Below are 23448 nucleotides of genomic sequence, written 5' to 3'. Positions count from 1 at the left end.
CGGTCACGGGCGACACCCTATCACCGTAGACTCTTACCGTGAACGTGTCCGAGCGCACCGTCATATACGGGGACAGCGCCTGCAGGATATCTCCTTGCTGCAGATAGCCGGGAAAACCGGCGGCCTGCGACATTTGCCCGGGGACGGAGGGATTCGTGGCCTCCTCAGCGATATCCCCGTCTATGCTGATGTTGATCGTCCGATCAATCGCCGCCTGTAGCGCACCCGCCTCTCCCAGCTCGCCGTCCTCCAACTTCCGATTGACGAAGTCGCCCAAGCTCAGAAATGGACCCCGCTTGCGGACTTCCACGACGATCTCTTCGGCCAAGCGCCGCACCTCTTCCTGCTTCAGCGTGCGGAAGCCGATCCAGAAACTATCGTTCCCCTCCCCTGCCGGACTCTCCGGGCTGGTATTATCCATTACCATCTGCACCCGGGGGAACCGCACTCCCTCGATTTCGCTTGAAGACCAAAAATCGGCGATCTGACCATTCTCGGTGAGCTTCTGGACCGGCAGTTTGTGCGTGCCGGAAAGAAAAGCTTCCCACGCATCGACCGAGGTCGAGTTCACATTGAACATCCCTTCAACCATGAGATGACCCGCGTTGTGAAAGAAGCTTCCGGACTCCTCGTCGCCAACATCCTGGAGCACCTCCGCAGTGAATTGGGAATCGCCCGGAGTGTAGGGCTTAAAACGGGGATTGGGCAAAGAGGCCTCGCCGCTCAGCAACTCTTCGAAGGACGGCTCGATTCCCGTCTCACCGTAGTTGTCGGCGACCTGCGGGATCGTCGTAAAGATGAAGCTATCCCAAAGGTGTTCATTGACCAGATACGACGCGTCATAGAGATTGAACGATCCACTGATTCCCCAGTTTTCATCCTCGTCCAGACCCGTATCGAAACCGCTAAACTGATCGGTCACGCTCGCCCGCCATTGATCCAGTGGCTTGATCCGGGGATTCGGGTACGAGTTGCCGACAATATAAGACGGCTCGTAACTAAAGCGTCCGGCGTTTGCATGCTGCAACTGCCCGAGCGAAACCAGATCGACGCGCGGCACGTCGAAGAGAATCACTCGGTCATAACCATCCGCAGGGCCGTTTCCGGCTCCCCAATAGGAGTAGCCACGGCCATTATTTCCCGGCTTCATTTGCACCCGGGGTTCGTAGGTCTCGCCTTCGTTCTCAATACTGTAGGCCGCCAAGATCGGCGAGTCCGTTGAAGAGCTAATCCCGTAATCCCAACGGGGATTGCACCACATCGCCCGAACATTCGCAGCAGCAAGGAGCGGCACCGACTCCCCGGGCTCCTTGGTCGTGCGCAACCTCATCTCCGCGCTCAACACCACATTCCGGCTCGGAGGCACCGGGGCTATCGTTTTGAGTTTCTTGCCCGGTCGGGGAACGGCCCCCTTCTTAATTTTAAGGACCCTCTTACCATCCTCACTTTTTTTACTTAAATCTTCGTTAGCATAAGTCCATAAAACCCGATCCCACGCGAACGGAGCGAACATAACCTGGGCAGAATCGGGAACCAAACGATTGACTACCTCGCCGTTCCGATTCCTGACTCCGAGAACAGGCTTAGAGTGAAAATCCAAGCCATGCAAAAAGGCAGGATTTTCCCAAACCACGCTAGCCTCAAAAACTTCCGAATCGGTACTGATATCGTCGATTGGACTCTTGATCCCGTAAAGGGTCGGATCGGCAACCTCATCGGTAAAACCTGAAAATCTGGGACTTCCTGCAACGCTTATATCTTCCATCCGGGTCATCACATGACTACGGCCGGGCTGTAGAAGGACAGACCCTTCAACATGGGCGGAAAGAGTATAGAATCCAATATTGCCCGCATTATCCAACGCTTTAAACGAAGCAAAAAAGCTCATATCTCCGGCTGGATCCTCGATAAAATAGGTTCTTTCCAAATAATCAGTCAATGCACCTCCGTAGTTCATCTGCACACCCGGGTAGTTCATGAGAAACGGACCCCGAACCGGTTTCCTCAAGTCAGACGGACCAGCAGGCGTGACATAATTGGCTGTCATGTCGACGCCAATGTTATACGGGTTGTAGAGAGAGGACCATACTTGCACCTTTGAAAGGAGGTCGTCGTTCTCCGGATTAACCGGATTGTCGCGTCTTTTCTCCAGCCAAGAGTTCACCTGAAGAAGTGACAGCACCGGGGTAATCGGTGAATGCCTGTATTCATTGGAACGCCGCGGCAGTTCAGCCCGAGCCGAAGGATCTCCGACAGAGAACCCCCCTTCTCCCCTAAAATAGGTTACCTCATTTCCGTAATCGCTCGCTGCTACCAAAAAGTCGCCGTAAGGATGCTCTGGATGATACTCGCCCGGTTCCGCAGCCATATCATGAGGACCGAGAGCCCCTCCGTAAAATTTGTGATTAGGAAAGGAAGGATGGCCCGCATCAGTGAAACCGCTGGCGTTGAAAAGCGTGGGATCCAGAGACGCAACCTTTTCTCCAGTAGCTGGTTCCTCTAAATTCATGATGAAGCGCTTAAGATTATAATAGTCGTTGAAGACACCCCAATGGATGTAACCGCCCCGCAGTAGGTCGTCCGAGGTACTTAACTTCTCCCTGTCCATAAGCACCCGCTGCCGTCGCGGATCTCCGGTTAGAGCGGCGGGGGTCAATTTGGGACGCCCGCCTGCAAACGGATCGAAAACCTCGTCAAAGACCTCATCACGCTCAAAGGCGATCGTCAGGTCACGCTTAAGACCCCCATTCCGAACGTCTGCCAGCACCCCGAGAGACTGTGTCGTGTAGTCGAATCGCTTGTCCAAGGCGACGTCCTGATCGGCGCCCAAAGCCGATAATTGAGCCAAAGCGACGAGTAAACTCATATCCTCTGGAAGAATTCCGGAGAGGCCATCCATTCCCTCCAGAATTGCCAAGTCAAAAGCACCCGGCAAAACCCCACCGCCAAGGGGTTCAACCAAGCCTCCATCCAAGGGATCCCGAAGGGCCAACTGAGCTTTCAAGCCTTCATCATCGACGATCCACGCATACGATCCAAAATCGCTTTCGGAGTCTGCCCCACGGATCGGAACCCTTCCCCCTTCGATCGGTTTACCATCGCTCAGAAGAGCGAGATCTATACTTCCGTCATCAAAAAGTGGTATCGCTCCGCTCTCCTGGAACGGGTCTGAATCCGTGAGAGCATTGGAATCGTTATTCTTCAGACCCGACACAAGCCAAGCAACCGGAGTTTCTCCAGCGCTACGCTGAAAACTACTCTCCCCGTCCGAATCAACCACGCCAACCCACCATGCTTTCGGAGACTTCGCAGCCGGAAGATCCGAATCGGAAATGGCGATCCGTTCATCTCGGGCAATCAGTAGCGTTCGAGCATTGACCCGCGTATCCGGGCCAAGGCTGCACTGAAGCTCACCGAAAGCCACGCTTAATCCAAACAGAGCGTTCTGGCGAGCCAGGGTCAAATTACGCGAGCTCTCCGCTCCTTGAGTCTCGACTCGAAGAAAAGCAGAAAGCGCGACCGTCACTAGCAGCAAAAAGCTCAGCAGGCTCAGGGAGACCAACAGCGCAAAACCCATTTTATGATCCCAATCGATTTGGCTCTGCGGCGAAACTCCTTCAGTCATCACCCGAAAATATCACATTAATATCAAAATTGATCAAGCTTAAACCTGGACATCGTGAGTCTTTACAAAATGACTTCCCGCTATTAGCCTGCGAAAATCAAGGATAATATCACACCGATACCAAATGATAAAACTCTACCGAAACACGAACGCGGGGATCCAGCATTGCCGCAAAGACACCCTCCAATGCCTGAGCTGGCTCCTTGAGAGGCAATTGCGCTAACTCTTTGATTTTCCGAGATGAAGAAAAGCGCGCAGCGCCCGAATCAGATTCCGACAAAAAGCTTCACGGGCGAAAGAGAAAGTAAAGCCAGAAGAATCTACGAAGAGCTTAAGAATTACATAACCTCTCCAGAACGAGAAATCGGAGATCGGCTGCTATCCAATCGAAAACTGGCAGCGATGCTGAATGTAAGCACATTCCCCATCAGCCAAGCCCTGCAACGTCTTGAAAATGAGGGCTATGTGGAACTCCGAAACGGCTCAGGCACCTATATCGCGTCACGTCATCGATCCCTTACCATGGCAGACGTGGTTTCCCTTTGCATGCACTCAAAGGACCATTTGTGGAGCAACCTCCTAACCATGTTCATGGAAGCCTTGGCCGAGCACGGCAAAATTGGAAGTCTAGTAGGGATCGACCCCAAAAAGGGAAGCGGGCAAGGTGAAGTCATTCGAAGAATCGGATATTCCGAATCTAAAATCATGGTCGTTCAAGGAAGCGGACATTTCCCCTACAGCGTGTTCGACCTCCCAGGCATGAAGCAAAAGACGACGATTGCAGTCTTCTCATGGGTAAGCGAATCGACATGGCCAGGACTTTATCGGGTGCTTCACGACGTAGAAGCCGGAGGAGATATGGTCGCCAAACATCTCTGGGCTCAGGGACACCGCAAAGTAATGCTTGTCGGGACGGACACTCAGATCGCTCAGATCGAATCCGACAGGCCAGACCAAGGATACCCAGCTTGCCACTTCCGTCACAAATGGGAGTCGATGGGAGGAGAATGGACAAAACTGGCAAGCCATTCGACAAACATCCTCCACCACCATGAGCTAGACGAAAAGGCCTTCCTCAAACAGTTAAAGGCAAAAGCGGGACCAACTGCCATTTTCGGGTTACGCGACTACGAAGCTTGGCTGGCACAGAATATACTGTTGCACCGAAAACCTGCTCAAGCTGCAAACCTAGAGGTTGTCGGCTACGGAAACACCGAATGGAGTAAAGCGGGCAATGCATCCTTCAGCTCCATCGATTTCAATTTCGAAACAATCGTCAATAAAGCAATCTCGATCATTGATCAGGTGAGCGAAGGTCGAACACCAGCCAACGACCCTATCCTCATAAAGCCGAAACTCGTCATCAGGAACCACTCTAAAAAATGAGTGCGTGAGCGACTCAGACCGATACCCCCGGATCCAAACCGAGGACATTAGTTGCGATCCGAAGTTTTTACATCGCAATCCATCATTTCGTCGATCACGGAAGCCATTCCCTGTCCCCATACCCGGTAGCCATTCCCGTTCGGATGGAGCCCATCCGGCACAATCTCGCGCGACAGCTGTCCGCTCTCATCCAAGAAGTTCGCAGAAAGATCCAGATATCTCGTTTTCTCGCCGTCATCGAGCTTGGAGATCGTTTCATTGATCTTGCGAATTCGTTCCCGAATTTCACGAACCCTCTTTTCGGAGGGATCTCCTCCCCGCGGAAAGATTCCTAGAAGAAGCACCTCGGCCTTCGGAAGTTTTTCGTGGATGACATCGACAATCCGGGTAATCCCCGCCGCAATCTCCTGATTGGAATGGTGGGACAGATTATTCGTCCCGATCATTAAAACAACGACGCAGGGATCGATTTCGTCCAAAAACCCATTTTCGATGTGCCAAAGCACATGCTGGGTCCTCTCGCCGCCGATCCCCAAATTGACGGGATCGTATTGTAGAAAATATTCATTCCATGTGCGGATCCCGGCCCCGGTCCATCCCGCCGTGATCGAATCTCCCAGAAAGACCAAGTCGACAGACTCCTTTTTGCGGTTCATCCGTTCCTCATGCTTACGAAGAAATTTTTCGGAAATTTCACCGAAATGAGGATTAGGCCTCCCGACCACCCCAAGGTCCAGGTCCAAGAAAGCAACCGGCTCATCAGCGGGCTGAACCCCTCGCCGCATGCTATTAATGAGAAGCTTTTGCTCTTCATTGGGCTGTATTTTCTCACCCTCAACTTCAGCCCCAGCAGGCGAAACAAGGCCGCCAAAAATAACGGCCAAACACAGCGCAACTCGTCGTAGCGATCCCGGGTTCTCTAAAGTACTCATCCAATTAAATGCTCCATTCTCTAAATTTTCGAACGATTGATCGATAATACGAAATCTCTCCCCAGTCGTTGAGATGCAAGCCGTCGCTGTTCAATGCACTTAGCTGATCGACGACCGACAATCCGTCGACACACCGAAGATTCGGAATACCGAAACTCTCCACGACCTCACGAATCTGATCACGAATTGGCTGCACTGGACGCGTCAAGCAAACGATGGGGGTGACCACCACACACGGCGCGGAAAAACCATTGGCCAACACGATGGACAGGAACTGCCGGATCCTCTTCCGATGATCTTCCTTTCCATTCAAATTGGCCCCACAGTGGATACTGACAAAATCTCTGGGCAGACTGCCCACATACTCCGCCACCCGTGGATCGAACACACCGAACCCGCCGATTCCCAGATTGACCGCGTCCCAGTCTAACTCGCGGGCAACCATGTCAGGCCAGGCCAAGCTCGGAGTTGAGCAATTTGCCCCCTGTGTAATCGAGTCTCCATGCACCACCCAGCGCTTCTTTCTCGAAAGAGCCGGAAGAGAGAATTTCTCTCCCTCGACGTGAATCGACTGGATCGCCAGCGTGCAATGGGTTGGAAAATGGAAACGGATCGTTTCGTTCTCGATCCAGGCCGGGATCTCTACTTCGAACCGATAGGTTTCTCCTACTTTCGTAAATAGAATATTCGGCAGATGCTTGAAGGGCCCTATATAGCACTCCCCAACAAAACCATATCCGTCCGAATCAAGCAGATTCACTACAAACTCGGCCTTTCGAACCCCCAAAGGCAACTCGCAGACCAGGGAGGTCTGCATAGCTGCGACAGCTCGCTTTGAAGGATTGTCAAAGCTCTCGATCAGTGCCCGAGAAAATCGCAAGGGAAGCATGCCTTCCGGCTTTTCCTCGAGTTCTGCGGCATTAATCCAGTTTACATCCGATCTCAAATCAAGGTTCTTCATACTGAATATCTCGTGTGATTTTTCCCTCCCTCATTTAAGCAAAGATGATTGGCGCAAAACGGTTTGGCTGATGAAAAGTGAAAGGAGCCTCGCCAACCGGCTGCCAGCTCGCCCAATGCGGATGAGAGGTCTTATCGCCGCATTTATAAAAATTACAACGCCACCCTTGAACCGATGGGGAGACCGTCCGTCCCGGAAGCATCGCGCGGAACAGATCAAAAGGAACGAAAGCCTCTATTGTCCAGATGATTTCACCTACAAGCTCTGGTTCGACCGTCGATGGAAGAGAATGCTGCACCAAGATTTGGTCCATCCATTCGCCTGGAACTGGCGTCATAACCCTGTTCTGCGCCCGACCCGTAATATGGTAGAGCAACATCGTCCCCCCTGCGTTGATCTCCAAATTAAAATAACCTGCCCCAGCCACAGGCTCCACAAACCACTCCACACAGCTGTCACCACAGACCGAACTGTGATATCCCTGCTCGACCGCGCGAACGAACCGATCCGCCACTCGAAAATGAAGATACACCCCCTGAGCGCTGTAAAGCAGCTTCGCCTCTGTCTTCGGACGATGCTCGGTTGCTTGAGGCCTATCGTAAAAGTGTGCGATCTCAACCGATTCTGCAGCGGACCAAATCGGCCCTGCCCAGTCACCGAGGAGCCCGGTAGACCGCTGAACGGGTAGCACCGTGTATTGAGATGGTTCTGTTCCCATGAAATCAAGCACTTTGGTCGATCTAGCCTCCAAACAAAAGGTCCATTTCTCTCAAGCGCCTAGCGAAATTGGAAATTCATGTTCAACAAAGAAGACGTTTTTCTCCTCTCCTACCGTCAGTCAGTCTATGAAGGAAATCTCCGCTTTTTCCGCACCATTTCTGGCGACGACCCTAAAGGGGCGGCCCCGTGCATAGAGTCGATCAATCTCAATGGCCTCCCAGTCTCCGGGAAGACGAATCGGATGCTTGGCCCAGCCTTCGGGAGAACCTTCGACAATATCCAGACCGCATAATCCTAGAATAACGGCCGAAAGGATCCCTCCCTGAGCCGTGACAAAATTTTCATTGGGGCTGCCTTCGCGAAACTTGGCCGTTTCGCCAATCATGTTGAACGGCTCAAAATGCCTCGACAGATATCCGGTGTCCAAAAACTCTTTTGCCAATTCAGGCTCCCCCTCGCGGGCAGCCCAAACCACCGCATTCGCAGCCGCCATGGGCATCCCCATATAGGTGTGCAAATACTTCATATAGTGCCTCTTGGTCGCCTCATCCACCTCGGGGCTGTGGTGATATCCAAAAGGAAAATCAAGCATCATGGCCTCAATCGAGTAAATACCTTCATGAAAATTTCCGTGGGCTGCCTTTTTCTGTGGATCATAGACATAACCCTCGTGGGGCATAATCCATTTTTCTTCCGAATCGATCGGAACAAATAACTTCTCTGCGACTTCAGCCCACTTCTCGGTCGGAACCAACTCCAGTTTTCGAGCCCACTCTCCCGCCTGCTGCAACACAATCTTTGATACGCAATTGAGCGTACAATTATTATTCACGTTAACACAGCTTTCATCAATACCCACGACATGCTGAATCTCGTAGCCCCGATCCGTCTCGTCCGCACGGGAGACAACCCAGTCGGCAACCCCTTTGACTATCGGCCACGCGTGTTCCTTGAAGAAAACGTCATCGCCCGTCGCATTGACATACTGAATCATCGCAAAAGCGATATCCACATTGATGTGCAACTCAGCGTTCCCTTCGGTATAATAGCTGGTTACTTCATAACCGTCATTACTACTCTGCCAAGGGAACTGCAGACCTTCATAGCCATTAAGCTTCGCGTTCATTCGAGCTTGAGGTGCACAGCGGACACGATATTCCATCATCGCTTTTGCCGCACTCGGTGCTGTCAACAGAACCCCCGGAAACATGAACGTCTCCGCATCCCAGAAGACATGCCCGGAATACCCGTCTTGTGATAGCCCAAAGGGAGCTACACTACTGGGTGTTGCCTGATTCACTGAGCTGTGCATGTAGAAGAAAGAACTATCGAGCAGGTCCTGATATTTCTCTTCTGCGCCGACCAGGCGAATCCGGCTCTTCCACAACTCGCTCCAGGCACTGGCGTTACGCTGACGTAACTTTTCAAATTCAAACCACTTGGCCATTTGCAATTGGCGCATGGCCTGTAGATGGGGCTCGTTGTGCATCAAACTGGGCACCAAAACCCCGATTTGCTGCATGGAATATTCCCTTCCCGGCTCCCCATCGATCACAAAACGCGTAAGCTGAAGATCGCGCTCATGTCCGAAGTTATTTCTTATCGCGTCGAGATACTCGCCATCGCAGTGACAAGTGGCATGGTAACCTGCACCAATACGACTATACCCTCCTGGAGATTCCCACTGTAACAGTCCGTCAACCCTCTTTGCGGGCCGGAGCCAGTCCAGTAACTTGCCCGGCAACCCTCGTGGATCGAGCTGCGCCTGCAGGACGAGTTTACAGGGTTCATTGACCGACACACGAACCTGCTGCTGGACGATCGTCGGCATCGTCCGATTGCAGAATGTCAGAACCTTCACCGTCGCGACGACCGACTCAAAGGCATACTCGAAAGTCGACCTCAATTCACCACAATTCAGGTCATACGCCTGGGCGATAAAGTTCGCCGCAGCGGTCCGCTCCGAAAGATATCGCCCGTTGATGGCGATATCCGCACCCACCGGATAAGGCGCCGCGGAGACGGTATCACTCTCACCTGAGCAATCTTTGCCGATATATCCATTTACGAGAGCACTCCCGGCGATCAACGGGATCTGTCCAACGCGTAGGCCCACGAGACCATTGGCAAGGTATGCAGGCCGCAGAAACGGGTCGAACTCAGTTCTCACGAGAGTTTTCATACGTTCTAATTCAATTTCTTAACGGGAAGTTTAAAAGGAGGAGCGGGAAGGTTCACCCCAATTCGATCCTCAAGGCTCTATCCCCCTATTCATCGACATTACAAAGGGACGGGAACACGCTGTGTCTTTCCCCGCCGAATGCCAGTCTCTCCTGAAACGATCTATGTGAATGTTAACGCTTTTCAGAGAGCTCATATCAACCAGATACTTACGGGATATCCTTCATAATTTTTAAAATAGAGACTATGAGATTTTACATTCCATTCTCAGCCGATCCTACCGAATTGGATCCACTGATCAATGCAATCGACTCTTCGGCGAAGCGTGTGCCGAGAATTTTATATCCCTCTGGTGAATAGTGGAGATCGTTTTCCAGGACATTTCCCTTTCGATCGATTCCATCGTTCAGGTCATCGGTATCCACCCACGTTCCTCGGGGGCTGGCTTCGGCGAGTTGTACTTGTGCTTCACGGACCATAGTCCAGTGGGGATATTTCACGTTCATCATATCGAAATCGCTGAGGCGCCCGATGACGAAATAGAGATCGTCGCGCCCAAGATCTTCCGAGAGCTGGTGGATGAGACCGTTCAGGCTCTCGGCGTAGACTTCCCCATGTCCCTCGCTGGCATCCCGTTCCCCCTGCATCCAGATAAAGGTCACGGTCTCAAACTCCTGCCCCTTGGCAGCGGCATTCACTTTCTTCATCAACCGGTCGTAGAGTTCCCCGGTCGCCTTCGGCTCGTCTCCTTCTCTGGGCTTCCAGTCTTTGTACCATAGCCGGATGGGCCGTCCACCCATCGCGTCTTTTACGACGACGACATTCTCTTTTCCGAAAGCCGCTTCGACGGTCGGGGTGAAAGTGAGCTTCGGATTCAGTCTCGCCATATTGGATTGTCCCGAGAGGATGAATAAATGCTTTTCCAAATCCTGGGCGTTGAGAGATGTCATGAAAAAGAGGACGAAGAGTAGGACAGACTTCATTCGACGAGATTGCGTAAGTTGTTTTTCAAAGAGGAGGAGAAATTTTCTAATGGATCGCACATCCGGCGTAAACGGAGCGAACCCAGTTCTCACGAGGGTTTTCATGCGTTCTAATTCAAGTTACGAACGAGAAGTTTAAAGGGAGGAGCGGGAAGGTCCGATGCGTTGTAAAGGGAGCACGTTGGACTATCACACCAAGCGTAGCGAACCCATTTCGGATTCTTCAGCTTGACGCATTGGACGACCACGACATCACCATCCAGTTTCGCACCTTCCTCATGCCAAACCTTTCCGTTGACCGAAACCTCAAACCCGGCAAGTTTTCCCTGCGCTTTTAGTCCTCCACCACAGGAATCAAACTGAACCGTCAGTCTGGAAGAATTCAAGGTAGCGATTCGCGCCACCGGTCCAGTGGTCACCAGTTCCTTAAAGCCATACTCATTCGCCAAGGCGTGACGAGCCAAACGTTTCCCCACATCCTTTTTATTTTTAGGATGAAGGTCTTCCGGATCACCGACATCGATTGCCGTTGCCATGCCGGTATTTGCCACAGCGAGAACTTGCGCCTGGGCTTCACGTAGTTCAGCCCATTGCTCATTCGCAATATAGTTCGCCAATTGAACGAAATAAAAAGGGAAATCTCCCAGCTTCCACGCATTTCGCCACGAATGAATCATCAAAGCGAAAAGACGACTATATTCGTGAACACGAATGGTATTGCTCTCCCCCTGATACCAGATAACGCCTTTGATCGCGTAGGGAATCAGAGGTTTTATCATACTGTCGAAAAGAATATGGGGCGAGTGGCGATTGCCATCCCCCAAGGGACCTTCCGGTCGGGGAGGAACGATTCCATAATTGGCTTCCACCTGAAATTGCCAACTACCGGCAAGCGGGATTCTATGAGAACGATCACCACTACAGCTTACGAGCGAGAGGTCTTGGGGTTCCCCCCAAATACCACCGGCGGCGAAATTGCTACGCACACGCACCGCGATACGGTTTGTCCCCGCCTTGAGGATCTGTTTGGGCACCTTGTAACTGCGAGGAGTACACCAAGCGTCAGCTCGCTCTTCCATCGTAATGCTGCCAACCTGTTCACCGTTAAAATAGGAAACATCCGACTTATCGACAAGACCCAGGTTCAGAGTGGCATCTGACCCCAGCCAACTGTCCGGGATGCTTACGTCCATGCAGAACCAGAATACACCACTGTAATTATGCCCCTGTGATCTCCAATAACCCGGGAGACTCATACTCTCCCATTTGTCGATATCGGTCTGAGGAAGGTGCCAACCTTTTTCCAGTCCTTTGTTTCCGGGGTCGGGCGGATCGTAGCGTTCAGTCCATTGCCGCACTTCCTCATCGTGTTTACTCTTGGAAGGATTCGCTAACTCCCTCTCATAGTCAGCGACGACCTCAGCGAACCCGGGATCACTCTTTAACGCATCCTCACTAGTCCAGGCCTCCGCAGGAGTCCCGCCCCAAGCAGATTGAATGATGCCGATCGGCACTCCCACTGAGCGATGAAGCTCACGACCGAAGAAATAGCCGACAGCCGAGAAATCTGCCGCATCCCGCGGAGTGCATTTTCTCCACTCCGATCGCAGATTCACTCTAGTCGCTCGTTGAGCTAAGGGAGGAACCTTGTAAAGCCGGAGATTGGGATATTCCGCAAGCGCTATATTAGCGCCAGCATCTTCAGAGTCACGCAATGGAAACTCCATATTGGATTGGCCCGATGCAACCCAAACATCTCCGACAAGAACATCTTTTAGAATGCACTCCGGCTTACTTCTCTCCCCAACAGTTATCGAGCAGGTGTAAGGTCCACCGGCCGCCAAGGGGGGTAGCGTCGCACGCCACGCGCCATCCTTCTTAATGCGAACCGTATCCTCGACTCCATTGATCGAAACAGTCAGCCTCTTCCCGGTGAGAGATTCTGTGGCAGTTCCCCATATCGGCACATTTATGCCACGCTGAAGGACCATGCCATCTCCAAAGATATCATGAACGCGAATATTCATTTCAGCATCCTCCAACAGCAATCAGAACCTTCGAATACTGACGACTCGACCGGCATCAGGACTGAGTTTCCTGAGCGAAAGCGAGCGACCGTAAAAGTCTAGATCCGGTTGAGGTGCACCCTCCTCGGCCTGTATCTGTCGAATACCCACAAACTCCTGCCATGGCAGTTCAGGAACCAGGTTCAACGCATCCAGATCTACGCCAAGGTCTACATCCTTCGGACGCTCCCCATTGTTAAAAACGGTAAGCAAGATACGATCTGGTAATTGCCACATGGTAACTGTCACCTCCGCATCTTCACCACTGATACCCGGCAAATCGTCCGCAAGATATTGGGTGCGTGCATCGACAAAGCCATCATTATTCAACTTTACAATAAGGTCCTCCTTCGCCCATTCAGGAAGGGAGCTCTTCGCACGTTCAACACTCGCTGGCTCTGGCGCAGAAAGTCCGACAAGAATCAAACGATGCCCGGCCAGGTCCCGAACTTTGAGAGTATCGCCCTCCAATTCGGTTGATGCTATCGACAGCGGATATTCTCTAGGCTCCATGTCTGGCTTAGCAGGAACTGGTCCTCCTCTCTTCTCCGCCTTTGCGAGAGCCTTCTCATAGTCGCGCTCTAAACTGCGCATGCGGTTCTGGTCCCGACGTTCCCACCCCATTTCATCCGACCAAAGCCGAGTGCTCACCACCTGATTAGGCTCTAGACCGAGTTCCTCGAAATCGATTTCGATGTCAGCTGATTGCGGATGATTCTTATCATAATTTAGGATTCCAAGCATGACTCGTCCTTCCATCTCCCACACCGAGACTAAAATATCCTCGTTAGAACTACTCGCGAGATGGTTCCGCCAGTATGGATGATAAACAGTGTCTCTATCGTTCACTCCAAAATCCAGCACTTGCTCAGGCATACTGCCAAGCTGCGGGATGTAGGGATTCAACCATGAGTCATGCATCCAGACCCATTGCCCCTGAATCCGCTTATTTTCTACGATCTTGCCCGGATCCCGCGAAAACATATTGGCCATCCAACAAATACTCACACCCCAATTCGCCGACACCGACATCGAACGCATACGCTCGATGGGCATGACATCAATCCAGTCAAGGTCTGTCGTATCGAGTTCCCAGTTGCGTTCTCCGTCGAGGACCGCATCGGCCCAAGGCATCGCCACCGTCAAATAGGCGTTACTGGAATGGAGACCATTGGCTCCGGGGACCAATCCGGAATCATACTGCAGGGCGTGAAGGCGCATCATGAAACGACGGATGTTCCATCCGTTATATCCCTTCTGTACCCGACCATCGGGCAGAAAGTAACTAAGGCCGCTCAGGGGATCCTCAAACAGGATCGGAAAGGCAAGATCCCAATACGTCGACAACACACCTCCCTTTTTAAAAGCCGAATCGAATAGGCTCATGGCATAATCAATGTAAGAGTCGTTCCAGGTATCGAGCGATCCCTCCCATGCCGCACCAAAGTACTCGTAAGTTTCGTTTTCCAAGCTCTTCCGTCCATATCCCATAATCTGAAAAGACATGTGGGTCAGGTTCGTTCCGGCTCGGGCCTTATACGGGTCACGCCACTGCCATTCCCTCGCATACTCTTCCGCAGCCATGTAACGCGTGCCGGGAATTCCAACCGTGCGCTGCTGCTCCCACAACTGATCCCATTCTTCCGGATAGCGCGATTCGGGATGTATCCAGTTAACGTGGCCGAGGCCTCCACGATGCACAAAAACAGGCTCTCCCGTTTTTGAATCATCGCGCACCCCGCGGAACGGTCCAAAGAATGTTCCATCCTCAGTCGATTGAGTTGTTCGAAACCCTTGAACCAAAGGTCTGAAGGGGGTAGCAAGATAGCTGAAGGCAATCGTCTTGGGTTCATTCAGTTCAATCGGTCGCCCTACTATATGATTGATCAGCACCACGTCGCCATCTTGACGGACGACTTCATGAGCGGGAACATCATTGGCTTGCACCCAGCCCTTGTCGTTATCGGCCCACCAAAGAAACCCCCGGCGTTCGCTTCCGATCCAGACGGTAGGATAAAAACTTCCAACCGTCATCTGCGATCCCGAAACCCCGGTATCGTGGGTAGACCAAAGAGAACCTTCCTTCTCATTATCTAAGAGAATCGTCGAACGACTGGAATAATTCTCGCCAGGTCCGACGCATAGGAGACCGTCAGCATCTTTCTCGGACAAGGGATATTCAATCCGCATGCTGTCAATCATAACGGACTTTCCATCGCGAGGCTGATAAGTGAGGTCCACATAGACCAAACCATCCTGTTCCAACCACCCCTTAGCTTCAAAATCGAGGCCCGCTCCCTGAGCAGAACCGGTGAACTCGATCTTCCAGTCTTTCTCAACAGAAATCTCAGGAGCCCCAATCGGAATTGAAATCTCTTCCCCGTCTGCAACGACTACAACTCTCGCCGGCGCGGACAAGACACTTCCCCCAGCCGAATCAAGTGCCGTTGGAAGACCGAGGGCGTTAAGGGAGTATTTTCGGCCAAGCGGACTATAGGTCACAGAAGAATCATCAACCTTCCCTTTTTCAATCTCGGTGTAGGGAGGAAGTACCCGCTCAATATCTCCGTAGGTTTTACCCCACCAACGGGCAAATTCTTTCGCTTCATCCTTTTTCTCAAACTTGGTTACAACAGGCCCCAGTGTAGTACCATCTTTAAGAACCAGTTCGCCCTCGATACGATAATCTCCTACTTCAAGTTCCGGCAATTCGACAATATCCTGAAAATACCAGTTCGCCATTTCTTCCAGAGTGCCACGATAGACCGGCTCCGAACTCCCGTCTTTAATGACGGTAAACTCAAGTGAATCCGCTTGATCGGGATCCGGAAGATAGTATGCATCGGCTTTTACATGCAGCCACGATCGATCTGGATTAAAACGTCCATCAAATGAAAACTTCGTTGGGTCGCGCGGGGCGACTGGTCGTAACATCCGTTCATATTTTCCTACTTCAAAAAATGCATTGTAGGTCATGAGGGATCCACCTTCATACGATACCTCCAAGTTCACAGATCCACTTTCCTCTTCCTCAGGAAGCTTCTCATTCAACTCGAAAGACGCAGAGGCACCAGGAGCAACCGTCAATACTTCTTTCCTGGAGATGGATTTTCCGACCTCTACATCAACCCTGGCATCAATAGGCTCAGTAGTGGGATTGTAGATCTCGACTTTCATGCTGGCCGTTCCATCTGACGCGAGATTAGCGAGGCTATCCATCGACATCTTGGCAACCGGGGTATTCTCAACGAGGATTCCTTGAGAATATCCGTCTGGATTCAAATAGGCTCCGACAGCAGGAATTCTCGCCTGCATCCACTTGGGAAAGTGATTGATCCCGAGCATAAGATTCCATCGATCCCCGGCTTGGTTGGGTCCAATCAGCTCAAAATCTTCAATGGATCCGGAAAACTCGACCTCAAGCCAACTACCTCCATTAGGCGCCGTGCCCGGTTCGGTAATTCGCGCGTTCGACTCAAATTTCGGCGACCAACTTTTAGACTGCTGTCCGAGTGCGACACGGGCGGTATCCCCGTAAAACCCGAGAGCGTTTAGGAAAAACTTGTACGAGGTGCCGGCATTTCCTGGTGCCCGATTCATTCCCAATGGCTGAAAGCCGAGCTCCATTCCCTCATCCCAAATATATGCCTGCCCCTGACTTCGACCCGCCGCAATTTCAGGTTTGTAGCCCTCGCGAATGTAGGTACGAAACGCCATATAGATATGCTCAGGATCCCAGGCCAGATAGAAGCTACCCGGGCGAGGGATGATCAGGTCAGTACTTTGGTCAACAGCACCGCCGATCTCCACAGCCTCTTTCCATTCTTCGGGATCGATGACGCCGTCAACCGTGGGACTTTGGCTCATTTTTGGAATAGCGAAAGATGCCACTTGTTCGGGTTGTAAACCGTTTTTTACAGCCGAAGAATTGGCGAATACACTTCCTCCAAGGATAGCAATTTTTAAAGCTAAAATTAGTTTGTAGGTCTTCATAAAACGATTTTCTAATTTTGTTTGATTTAAGTTTTGGAAAGAGAAAACGAAATCTCTTCACCGTTGATGAAAAGGGTTTCTCGACTGAGGTCTGCCTTTACCACGGTGCCATCGGCAAAAGTCGTTTCCTCAGAGCCATCATCATTCAACTGCCACCTCAGAATTTGTTGCTCTTTGAGATGTCGATATTTCACACAGACGAGGTCATAGACGACCTTCATGTTTTTCGCCAAAGCATCGTTGAATGGTTTGTGCCGATGACCACCCTGGACCTGATCCCGGGCCACCGTATCCCCATGGTGGGGCAGCTGTCCCATCAGCAACATATCGATCACATCAGATTTGCTCTGATCAAATTTCTTATACACAAGAATCAGTCCCGAGACCGATAGCGCGTACAGGGGAATCGGTTTTAACTCAACCGGCAGTGCCTGATGAACTGCACTCCCTATATGCCGGTGATTACCCGGCATACAAACCGCAACACAATGCCGCGCCGCATAAAGAAATCCGCACTCGGTTGTAGTTCCCCCGTACGTGTCGGCGGACGCCTTAAGCACGCGTTCGATTCCCTGTGCATGATCTCGACGAGGTCCTCCCCGATCAGGATCATAGTTCCGATAGAGAGGATTCCCCAAGGCGTCCACGTAACCGACCCCCGTCAATCCGAGTCCTTTCATACGTCCCAAAGCCCCTTCCACCATCTCCTCGGGCAGATGCTTCATATTGAACAAATAGGCCTGTCCACCTCCCCAAGCGCCGCGTTTTTGCGGCATGCAATAGACATCGTGGAAGCACCATTTCCAATCGAAGTCCGGCGAGGATTCATACCCCTCATTGTAGTTGTCATGGACATTAATGGTGAAGCCCAGCTTCTTGCCCTCTTCAACCATTTCCAGAAAACCTTCCCGTCCACCGATTCGTGAATCAAAACGATCGTGACTGGGATAGGAGCCATCATGACCATTGGGGATGTAACCAACGCTCTGGCTATTATAACCATCGACACCAGCAGCTTTGATCTTCTGAAAGATCTCGATAGCCTCCTGGCAAGTGGTGTTACTGATGTATTCGCCATGAGTGGGATCTCCCAACCTTGCCCCTCCTGTGCCTTGATCCAGAACACCAAAAAACATCTTTCCAGTGACAGACCGCACCAACTTATCAACGGCTTCGGATTCTTTGATCTGCTCGCTGACCGGCTTAACTTTTAGATCTTCAACGATATGCCGACGTAATGTGTGAGCGGTTGTATGGAGTTGATCCGTTTCAAAAGTTGTTGGCACGAATTCAACACTGCGATCCATACGATCGACCGGATCAATCCAGTGTTCACGCAACGAGGCACCCATATCGACGCCACCGTTGCCTCGACCGTCGGTCCAAAATCGGACGCTGGCATCTTCAGGGCATTGAGTCGCCATCGAGACGATACCATTTCCATTCTCCCCTGTCGAAGTAACCGGAAGCATCGGCAGCAATTCCCAACGTGGCTGCTCCCCATAAATCAAAAACCGATCCGACATAGCGGGGGCTTTTTCCGGAGAAATCGAGAGACCCGTCCCCAGCGGGAGAATGATCTGGCCCTCGCGGCCCACGCGCATCAGGCCGGGCAGAAGAGTCACATTAAAGAGACGGTAAGATTCATTCTCGCGCTCATACAGCTCCGAAGTTTTGAACGTCGCAACCAACCGGTCTCCCACCAGCTGTAGCACAATCCCTGCGGTAATCTGACTCCACTGATCGTGAAGCTCGAAATGAAAGCCATCTCGAATCCGAGTGCAACGACGCACCTGGATCGGCTGGCACGCACGTTCTACCCGTTGACAGAAGATGACATGGGTGTCGAACCCCACCAAAGGAACAGGGCCATACTGCACTCGATTTTCGCCCTCAATCGTTACGAGAGGATAACCCTCGTCACTTTCAAAAACTCTAAGCCGAATTATGCCGTTAGAAAATTCGTAGTTATTCGTCAACTCCAGTGAACTATTCATCATTGTCTTGCTGTAAGTTATTACTCTTCGCCTCTAACCGAATGATGCGATAGCCTCGTGGCTCAATCCAGACCATGAGTCCAAGCTTATCCGTTTGGACATTTCGAATTTCAGGCTTCATTGGAATCTGACTCCACCTCTCTTCGAACTCTCGCAAAATGGCTTCCGATTCACCTCCCTTTTCGCGCTCGATGATTCGACGTTCCCTTTCTTTCTTTTGAGGCAGAACGACGTACTCGACCGAATAATGAGGATCATCGCCCACCATCATCCCCAAGCCAGCCGGATCAACCAAAACCGGAACCGTGCGGGCCTGATCTGAGTTGTTGACCACGACCAGAGCCAGAGCGTTATCCTGCAGGTAGGCGGACGCGTAAGCATCCTCAATTCTAGGGGAAAGAACTTCGGCCACATCCGGATCCCAGTACGGAAGGAAAATAGCCTTACGATCGAGATCGATCCCCTGATGCTCTGTGAATGTCGCTAAGGCAACATCATGCAGTTGATACCATCCCCGGATATTGTTTAAAATTAGTTGATTCATCTCGTGGTCGACCGAGTGGTCCTGCATGGTTAGCTGGGTCATCTGGAAACCCCATTTGCCTGCGCCATTGTTCATCACCTGCATGCGCCCCGCCGGAATTTTCACACTGATGTAGGGCTGCTTGCTGCTAAGACTTGGACCATTCTCCCCTTCCAAGAAAATGTCGGTAAAGGCGTAAGCAGAAACGGTGTTCCCGTCGGTTGTGTGCAACCAGATATAGGTTCGGTCGTTCTCCCCAGCTGGACCTTCCAGAAAAAGCTGACGCAGGCGTTTAAAGAACTCGCGTATACGAGTCAGGCCAAAACCACCTTGCACTTTACCATTAATCTCGGGTCGATCATGAAGGTCGATAAAATAACCAAATCCACTGTATGGATTAGCCGTCAGCACCGGCTCGGTAAGATCAAAATACATCCCCTTGATTCCTGTTTTCTGGATGCGGGCATTATAATTCCACAAGCGATATTCCAGATCCGCTTGACTCCCACTGCCGTTGCCTCCGTCCAAGTGGTTGTGAGACATGTGTGGATAGATATATCCGTAAATATCGCTAGCTTGCTTACCTGCAGGCATGCGGGGATCATCAACTTCGGCAAAACTCAGAATCGAATGCAGACCCTGGTAGGGAGTTACCTCAACATCTCGATTTTCCTCCGCATACTCTCTGTAGGATGCGGCCTGATCCCAATTTAAAGGATAAGGGGTAGACCCATGCCCATCGACCCATTTCTGTCCATCTACGTTGATCCGGTTTCCCATCCATCCCCACCCTGGGAATCTGTCTCCACCGAATTCGCGAGTGTAGTTGTCCTCGCGAAGAAACCCAGGGAAGGCCGTGTTTAGATCGATTCGGATATCCCGCCAGTCCTCAGGAACCGGCTTAATGGGAGTGGCCTGTAGCGAAAAACGGACCGTTCTTTCATGATCGAAGGCGAAAGGACGCGCCACCAGATTGAGAACCAGTGCCACTGAACCGTCCTCCTGACGAATCACCTCCATAGAGGGGTGATCAACCTTATTGTACGATGCATCCCTATCTTTATCACCAGGCACCCAACCTTCATCGGAATCAGCCATAAAAGCGATGCCGCGGTTCGCGCCGCCCAGCCAAACATAGGGCCGAAAATTGCCCGCCTCTAGCGGCTTTCCGTAATTTTCACTGCGCGGCGTTGTGCTTGAACCACTCATCTGACCGCTATGCCAGAGTTGGCCAATCCTCGAGGTGTCCAGGGGGATGCTGTTGACCGCAGCTCGAAACCAGTGACCTTCTCCGGCACCTATGGCATGCAAATTGAAGGCATACTTTTCCTTCAGAGGGATAACTAGTCTCAATTTTTCAACGGTCGCTTCGGCTGAAGACGAACCCTGGCTTTCAGGAGGAATTATGCGCACGATATGAGCCGCGTAGCCATCGTACTCAAGATAAACATCCGTCTCGATACGCCAGCCATTCTCGCTGACCGCGCCTTCCCACGACGCTTCATTTTCAGCATACTTTACCTGACTCACTCTCTCCTCAGGCTTCAGAACGAACGCTTCGCCGTTCTGAATCATCTCAAAGTGTATCGGTCCCGCCAGGATATTACGCTTCTCCCGGTCCAATCCACTCTCTGTGGCGACTTCGAGGTTGCGAATCAGACCACTTCCTTCGATCTCATAATCACGGCCCCATACGGAAAATTTCTCAATTCCCTCACCGATCCGTCTATATTGGATAGGCGTCCAAGGCGGCTGTACGTCGCTAGAAACACCGAGTTGATTTCCCAACCAAGGCAGATCTTTCTGGTGGTCAAAACGAATGAAGTTATAGCGAGACTCCCCCAAAACCTCCCCTTGCGCTCCACGGGCAGTCGCAGTCGCTTGATAGATCCCCGGTTCGAGGACCGGAATTTCCTCATCAAAAGTTAACTCTCCTTGGGGAGAAAAGATAACCTGAGAAATGAACCCCTGATTGTTTCCCGGATCTTTTCCCCTACCCCATCCCGTTCCTTCGGATTGATAAACTTCCCAGCTGGAAAGAGGCAATTCCTCATACACCCCATCTGGATTAGTAGTTTTGTCTGTATCAAACTTGTAGAACCAAGCTCCGTTAATTCCGCCCTGTTCGGTAGATGAGAAATCACCACCCGGAGTGTAGGTCTTTGTCACCCCATAAACATCTTGAGTTAAATTTCCACGCATGATGAATCGGTCCACCGCAGGACTTTTCCAGCTATCATAGTAAAACTGAATACGATCTCCCTTTTTAACATCAATACCATGCTTGACCAACGGTTTCCATTTCCAAGGCTCTACGTATTGATCCCGCTGGATGATCACCTTCACCTGGCCGTCCCGAACCTGTAAGACTTGCATGGCTTCGCCGTCGGTTACAGGCGGGATAGACTTGTTCCAATGCGCAGCCTCCATATCTACATTCACTAAGCCGTCATCTGGAGCCAGCCACTCAAGAACAACGCCGTTTTGGGATAAAGAGTGAAAGTTCACCACCGCTTCCGGGAGAGAAGTATTCGTAGGTGCGAGTGAAAGCAGTGGTTCCTCCGAACCGCCTTTCCGAATCGTAAGTTCTATCTCTTCGACCTCATTAATGGATTCGAAATTGCTCAGGTCAATCCGCCCATAAAAGCGATTACTAATCGGGTCGTAACCCGACGCAAAAAGAACCTGATTTTTCTTTATTCCTCCCATGTGAGAGGGATAAAGCGATAAACTTGGCAACGGTTCCCTTCGGTCTCTATAGAAGTCACCTTTCAGTGGAAGACTTTGCTCGAGTAATGTCGCACCCCCTACTTCAGTAACCGTTACCCTCGCCGCGATCTCCTGACCTGAGGTAGGAGCTTTCTGGAAAAGCTCAATGCTCTCACGCGCTCCTGGGCTGAGCGTTTTTGTGACGGTATCCGTTTCCGTCGACTTCAAAACGACTTGAACCGTTTTGGTCAAACTTCCGGTGTTCTTGAGCTGAATCCGAGATCGGGTCTCCCCTGTCGGTATACCAGCCTCCTGGCTCCACAGCTCTAGCGCCTGAACGGCCACAACCCCACTGGCTAACGTCGCTCGAAGATATTCTTCTTCCTTGAGGTATTGATCAAAAAAGGCCCGACCGTAGTGCCTCCAACCTCCGCCAAATCGCCAATCTGTCGACACTCCGAGGGCATTCTGGTCTGCTTGAGAATAGTCCCGAGCCAGGAAAATCCCCCAATCTTCACCATCGAGAACGGCTTCAACATTCATGGATGCCAAGGGGATCCTCATTTCAGCGATCCAAATCTCGTCGTCACTAACGTTGGCTTCCATTTCAGCGCCTGATTCCCAAGGGATGAGGAGGTGGGGCAACTTCACAGTCTTATACTCGCGAACAAGCTCTCGCTCGCTTAAATACCATTCGGGATCACCGGTTTTTCGATCTTTCACCTTCTCGACTAAAGGTCGAAAAGTATAGATTCCCAAAGAATCTCCGCTGCCCTTGCGTCCGGGTGCCAACCCAACAAAAAAATTTGAGTCGGAAGCATCAGGATCCCACTTCGGAGCCCAAGTCTTTGGACCCTTTTGCACCAACTCCTCGGGAAACACTGTCGATCGCTGAGCAATGTAGAAGTAGCGATCATCATAACTCAAAAAGAATACGGCCTGCCGGGGATGCGCATAGCCATCAAGCTGACTGATCACACCGGTCACAGCCGAAGCATCATCCCATTCCCCTTTTTCCAGCCTGCCATCAATCATCGGTGCATGGATGGCCTTAGGAACCGTTAGCTTCATCCGGGCAGCGTCGGCCAGCTGAGGCGATTCAGCAGCATATACGCCGCCGCAGAGACACCCTAACGCCAACAAGCTCTTTAGAAAGCCCAGCCTACAAATCGATTGTTTCCTCATACAAAGGGGCAGATTGGAATTAACCTTATCGTTATTTAAGTGTTATTTTTATGATACGAGTAAGTCAAACGATTTTCTCGAATCCAGCAACGATCTACTCCCCGCCCTTGGATCGAACCCCGCAAAACCACTATCAATCCACGGAAGTTGTTTCCGTTTCTCGACTGTGAACGAAAAACCTTGGGTC

General features: G+C 51.5%; 11 protein-coding genes. 1 reads left to right on the top strand and 10 read right to left on the bottom strand.

What is annotated here, in order from left to right; translation table 11 throughout:
- Positions 1-3625 (bottom strand): hypothetical protein (locus H5P30_RS15525; protein ID WP_185693829.1); only part of this gene is annotated, 3625 nt, incomplete at its 3' end.
- Between the two features lie 240 nt (positions 3626-3865).
- Here H5P30_RS15525 and H5P30_RS15520 point away from each other — a divergent pair.
- Positions 3866-5011 carry a GntR family transcriptional regulator gene (locus H5P30_RS15520; RefSeq protein ID WP_185693828.1) on the top strand — a complete coding sequence of 382 codons (1146 nt, stop codon included), beginning with the start codon at positions 3866-3868 and terminating at the stop codon, positions 5009-5011.
- A 47-nt stretch (positions 5012-5058) separates the two neighbouring features.
- Here H5P30_RS15520 and H5P30_RS15515 read toward each other — a convergent pair whose 3' ends face one another.
- The 9 genes from H5P30_RS15515 to H5P30_RS15475 form a co-directional block, all read right to left on the bottom strand.
- Positions 5059-5667: a GDSL-type esterase/lipase family protein gene (locus H5P30_RS15515; RefSeq protein ID WP_185693827.1), complete on the bottom strand. Its 609-nt coding sequence runs from the start codon at positions 5665-5667 to the stop codon at positions 5059-5061.
- Between the two features lie 280 nt (positions 5668-5947).
- Positions 5948-6904, bottom strand: coding sequence for an SGNH/GDSL hydrolase family protein (locus H5P30_RS15510; protein ID WP_185693826.1), 957 nt, complete (start codon positions 6902-6904; stop codon positions 5948-5950).
- Between the two features lie 34 nt (positions 6905-6938).
- Positions 6939-7622: a carbohydrate-binding family 9-like protein gene (locus H5P30_RS15505; RefSeq protein WP_185693825.1), complete on the bottom strand. Its 684-nt coding sequence runs from the start codon at positions 7620-7622 to the stop codon at positions 6939-6941.
- A 120-nt stretch (positions 7623-7742) separates the two neighbouring features.
- Positions 7743-9806, bottom strand: a complete 2064-nt coding sequence (locus tag H5P30_RS15500; RefSeq protein ID WP_185693824.1) for a glycoside hydrolase family 65 protein — start codon at positions 9804-9806, stop codon at positions 7743-7745.
- Positions 9807-10059: 253 nt separating this feature from the next.
- Positions 10060-10788 (bottom strand): sialate O-acetylesterase, encoded by a 729-nt coding sequence (locus H5P30_RS15495; protein WP_185693823.1) that lies wholly within the window; start codon positions 10786-10788, stop codon positions 10060-10062.
- A gap of 110 nt (positions 10789-10898) precedes the next feature.
- Complete coding sequence (locus H5P30_RS15490) at positions 10899-12815, bottom strand: sialate O-acetylesterase (RefSeq protein WP_185693822.1); 1917 nt, start codon at positions 12813-12815, stop codon at positions 10899-10901.
- 21 nt (positions 12816-12836) lie between these two features.
- The gene (locus tag H5P30_RS15485) at positions 12837-16721 is read right to left on the bottom strand and encodes a glycoside hydrolase domain-containing protein (protein WP_185693821.1); all 3885 of its coding nucleotides are present in this window, start codon (positions 16719-16721) and stop codon (positions 12837-12839) included.
- 152 nt (positions 16722-16873) lie between these two features.
- On the bottom strand, positions 16874-18847 hold the full coding sequence (locus tag H5P30_RS15480) for a DUF5696 domain-containing protein (RefSeq protein ID WP_185693820.1): 1974 nt from the start codon (positions 18845-18847) through the stop codon (positions 16874-16876).
- Positions 18837-23147 (bottom strand): glycoside hydrolase domain-containing protein, encoded by a 4311-nt coding sequence (locus tag H5P30_RS15475; RefSeq protein ID WP_185693819.1) that lies wholly within the window; start codon positions 23145-23147, stop codon positions 18837-18839. Before H5P30_RS15475 ends, H5P30_RS15480 begins: the two co-directional genes overlap by 11 nt.
- Positions 23148-23448: the final 301 nt, after the last annotated feature.

It is taken from the genome of Puniceicoccus vermicola, assembly GCF_014230055.1.
Lineage (GTDB): Bacteria > Verrucomicrobiota > Verrucomicrobiia > Opitutales > Puniceicoccaceae > Puniceicoccus > Puniceicoccus vermicola.
Note: the sequence above shows the minus strand (reverse complement) of the source record. Positions and strands in the feature narration are given on the sequence as shown.

Excerpts from the sequence above, each read along its gene's own strand:
- H5P30_RS15475 (WP_185693819.1), bottom strand. The coding sequence starts at position 23,147 with ATGAAGCTAACGGTTCCTAAGGCCATCCATGCACCGATGATTGATGGC.
- H5P30_RS15480 (WP_185693820.1), bottom strand. The coding sequence starts at position 18,847 with ATGATGAATAGTTCACTGGAGTTGACGAATAACTACGAATTTTCTAAC.
- H5P30_RS15510 (WP_185693826.1), bottom strand. The coding sequence starts at position 6,904 with ATGAAGAACCTTGATTTGAGATCGGATGTAAACTGGATTAATGCCGCA.
- H5P30_RS15495 (WP_185693823.1), bottom strand. The coding sequence starts at position 10,788 with ATGAAGTCTGTCCTACTCTTCGTCCTCTTTTTCATGACATCTCTCAAC.
- H5P30_RS15500 (WP_185693824.1), bottom strand. The coding sequence starts at position 9,806 with ATGAAAACTCTCGTGAGAACTGAGTTCGACCCGTTTCTGCGGCCTGCA.
- H5P30_RS15515 (WP_185693827.1), bottom strand. The coding sequence starts at position 5,667 with ATGAACCGCAAAAAGGAGTCTGTCGACTTGGTCTTTCTGGGAGATTCG.
- H5P30_RS15505 (WP_185693825.1), bottom strand. The coding sequence starts at position 7,622 with ATGGGAACAGAACCATCTCAATACACGGTGCTACCCGTTCAGCGGTCT.
- H5P30_RS15520 (WP_185693828.1), top strand. The coding sequence starts at position 3,866 with ATGAAGAAAAGCGCGCAGCGCCCGAATCAGATTCCGACAAAAAGCTTC.
- H5P30_RS15490 (WP_185693822.1), bottom strand. The coding sequence starts at position 12,815 with ATGAATATTCGCGTTCATGATATCTTTGGAGATGGCATGGTCCTTCAG.
- H5P30_RS15485 (WP_185693821.1), bottom strand. The coding sequence starts at position 16,721 with ATGAGCCAAAGTCCCACGGTTGACGGCGTCATCGATCCCGAAGAATGG.